Here is a 3,880-nt window from a genome sequence, read left to right as displayed (position 1 = left end):
ACTCCCCTACTCCCTACTCCCTACTCCCTACTCCCTATTTAGTCATTTTAATCCCTAAAACTTGGGTATGAGCGCCCCTAGCTTGGGTAACGCCGATAGTTCGTTCAGATGATTCCATCATTGGCCTCCGTAGACTAACAACGATAAACTGAGCTTGTTGTGCCTGTTGTTTAATCATTTTAGCTAATCGCTCTACATTTGCCCCATCTAGAAACATATCCACTTCGTCAAAGGCATAAAAGGGAGATGGACGGTAACGTTGTAGGGCAAAAATAAAGCTTAAGGCTGTTAAAGATTTTTCTCCTCCAGACATAGAGGCCAATCTTTGGACTGGTTTTCCTTTGGGGTGGGCGACTAAATTTAACCCACTGTTAAATGGATCTTCTTGGTCATCTAATTGGAGATAACCGTCTCCTTCGGAAAGTGTGGCAAAAATTGCCTGGAAATTTTCATTCACAGCATTAAAAGCTTCAAAAAATGAACGTTGTCTTAGAGTAGTAAAGTTTTCTATTCTTAACAACAGTTCTGTTCGCTCTCCTTCCAGAGTGGATAATTTTTGACTTAATTCTTCTAGTCGTTTCTGAGTTTGCTCATATTCTTCGAGGGCTAACATATTTACGGGTTCTAAGGCTTGAAGTTGTTTCTGTAGGGATCTGACCTCCTTCTCTAATTCTCCCATTTTAATATTTTCCGGCACTGTGGGTACTGGATCAGGTACTTCTGACTTTTGTTCTTCTAACTGAATTTGCAAAGCGACTAACTGTTCCCGACGTCCTTGTTGAGACTCCTGTAATTTTTGGAGTTGCCATTCTAATTGTTGTTTAGCTAAATAAAGTTCCCGTAGATTAGCTTCAGCTTGGTCTCTTTTTTGTTTCTCTGTGCCTAATTTTTCTTCTGCTTTGGCTATATTTGCTTTAGTCTGGGCAATTTGTTCATCCATAACTAAAATTTGACTATTTACTTCTTTTATAGTATTTAGGGCATTTGATTCTTGCTCTTGATATTCTGAACGCCGACGGGAAGATGCTTCTACCTTTTCTTGCAACAGTTGTTGTTGATTTTCCAAATCTTGTAGTTGTTGTTGAACAGTCCGTAAAGTAGTTTCCCGTTCTTGCAAAACTGCCTCCTGAGACCGAATCATAGCTTGCATCTGTTGCCATTCACTATGAGTATGGGATTTTTCCAACTCAGCTAAAGTTTCCCTTAACTCATTTAATTGGACTTCCTGAGCTGGAATTTCTTGGTCTAGGGATACTAACCTAGTTTGGGCATTAGCCAATTCTTGAGTATTTTTCTCTAGTTGTCCTTGACCTTGCTCCTGTTGTTTGGTCAATTTTTGCAGTTCTGCCTCAATTTGTTCTACTTTGAGCTGAGTTTCTCGAAAATACTGCTTTCCTTCTATTAAGGTTTGCGATCGCTCTTTTACCTTTTCTTGGAGTTGAGAAATTTCTGCTACACATCGCTCTAGAACTATATCTATTTCTTGTAAACGTTGACGATGACTTTCCATTTCTCCCATTTCTGTCGAGTCATTACCATCAACGGTGCCAAAATGCAAGCTCCCGGAACGGCGCGACATACTTCCACCAGTCATCGCCCCACTACTCTCTAATATTTCTCCATCGAGAGTCACTATCCGATATTGACCTAAATGTTGTCTAGCATTTGCTAAAGTATCAAATACCACGGTTGAACCAAACACATAAGCAAAAATATTTCCGTAGCGAGAGTCACAGTCTATCAAATTTACAGCATAATCTATAAATCCGGCTGCTCCCCAACGTAAACTATTATCTTGGTTGAGTCTGGCAGGTCTAATTTTATTCAAAGGCAAAAATGTCATTCTGCCAGCTCTTTGCCGTTTCAAAAATTCAATCCCGGAGGCTGCTACTCTATCATTTTCGACTACCATATTTCCCAAACGACCACCCGCAGCAATTTCTAAAGCTAGTTGATATTTAGGTTCGACTTTTCCCAGTTGTGCGACTAATCCACAAATCCCAGAAATGCCAGATTGTTGTAGCATTTTGGTGGCATAAGTACCTGTGGCTTCTTGAATTGCCTGTTGTTGGGCTTCTAATTTATCAAGTTTTCTTTGTCTATCTCTTTGTTCTTGTAGGAGACGAGTTTGAGTGTCTTGTTGAATTCGTAAGTCTTGTTCTACAGCCTCTAATTGTTTTGTCAAAGATTCTACTTGATAGTTGGCTGTTTCTTTTGACTCTTTTACCTTTTCGTGGTATTTTGTCTGATTTTCAATTTCTACTCTTAGAGTTCCTAGAGACTCTTGTTGTTCTTGAATTTGTTTTTCTAACTGGTAAATTTTTTCCCTAACTCTAGCTTGCTCCGTCCGTTGGGGGTTTAGAGTTTGTTGTAGAGTTTCAATTTGATGATGAAGTTGAGCTTGTTGTTTTACCCAAGCTTCGGCAGTATCGGCAATGGCACTAGCTGACTCTCGTTGTTGGTTCAGAATTTCTTGAGCCTCGTTACGGGTAGCTTCTAAAGATGAGAGATTTTGACTTTGAACAATTTTTTCGGTAGCTAATACTTCTAAATTTTGCTGGTGTTTATCTACTTCTTTTTCTAGTTGGCTAAGGTTAGTTTTGGTTTGATTAATAGTAGTTTCTAATTCTTTCTCCTTTTGTTGAAGTTGTCGGCGCTCCGCTTCTTGAGTAGCCAGAGTTGACTGTAAAGCTAAAAGTTCCTCTTCCCCCAAAGCCTTTACTTGAGCGTTAAGTTCCTCTAGTTCAGTAGAAGCTCGTTTAATTTCAGTTTCTTTAGTCTGAATATTTTCGTTAAATTCAGCCAGAGAGCGATCGCCTGATTCAATATTCTCTCTAAGTTTCCATACCTGTTTTTGGAGATTTTGCCATCTTAGTATAGTTTGCCAGAGACTCTTTTCCTCCAACTCCCCTCGTAACTGTTGATATTTTTTAGCCTTCACACAATCTTGGGAAAGACGGTCACATTGTTTCTGCAATTCTTTTTCCACAATGCGACTTTTTTCCTCCTGCTCCTTCACCTCATCTAGTTTGCCTTTTGCCAGAGAAATTTTCCTATCAAACTGAGCCACCCCTGCCAACTCATCAATTATTTCGCGACGTTCGCGAGGCTTCATCGAAATAATGCCAGTCACATCACCCTGGAGAACAACATTATATCCTTCAGCGTAAACCCGAAGTTGATTTAGTTGTTCGTGGAGTTCCGTCAGAGTACATGGCTGACCATTCATATAATAAGTAGAAGTATAAGTGCCTTGTTTAGTAACTCGGAGGCGACGAGAAATACTCCACTCCACTAATGAATCAAAAGAATTAGCTATTTCAAAAGGGTCTTCAGATTCAGATTCTAAAATTTTCGCTCCATTTTCTTCTACTTCTGGTAGTTCTGACTGTGAAGAGTCTTGTTCTTTATGGCCATTACTTTTATTTGCGAGGTCTTCCAAATCAAAAGTAACAGTCACAATAGTTTCAACAGTTTTACGTCCAGCTACTTTATTGTTTACCAAGTCTGGTAGACGTTCGGCTCTCATACCTTTGGAAGTGGAGAGGCCCAGGCAAAATAGAAGTGCATCGAGAATATTAGATTTGCCAGAACCATTAGGCCCAGAAACCACAGTAAAACCGGGCAGCAACGGAATCGTAGTTGTGCCGCCGAAAGATTTAAAGTTGGTCAGTTCCAGGCGTTTGATATGAACCATGAAGGCCAGTTTTCGGACTGGATAGATTTGTATCTAATTAATTATAGACAGGACTTGAGGATTGTGGCTTTTAGTTTCTAGGATTTTTTGGAGTGGTAGCTTTTATTGCGTATGTGGCAATAGGAATTTTTGCTCAGTAGAAATTTCATCTGTAGAGTAGGTAGAAACTTTTATTGCGTATGT

At 39.7% G+C, this 3,880-nt stretch carries 1 protein-coding gene; it reads right to left on the bottom strand.

From position 1 onward, the window contains the following. Positions 1-34: 34 nt before the first annotated feature. Positions 35-3,697 carry a chromosome segregation protein SMC gene (gene smc, locus AFK68_RS06845; protein WP_094672114.1) on the bottom strand — a complete coding sequence of 1,221 codons (3,663 nt, stop codon included), beginning with the start codon at positions 3,695-3,697 and terminating at the stop codon, positions 35-37. Positions 3,698-3,880 lie beyond the last annotated feature (183 nt).

Origin of the sequence: Hydrocoleum sp. CS-953, assembly GCF_002260545.1 — a bacterium.
Classification (GTDB): Bacteria; Cyanobacteriota; Cyanobacteriia; order Cyanobacteriales; family Microcoleaceae; genus Trichodesmium.
The sequence above is the reverse complement of the archived record's forward strand: the minus strand, read 5'-3'. Positions and strand labels throughout refer to the sequence as shown.

Excerpts from the sequence above, each read along its gene's own strand:
- smc (WP_094672114.1), bottom strand. The coding sequence starts at position 3,697 with ATGGTTCATATCAAACGCCTGGAACTGACCAACTTTAAATCTTTCGGC.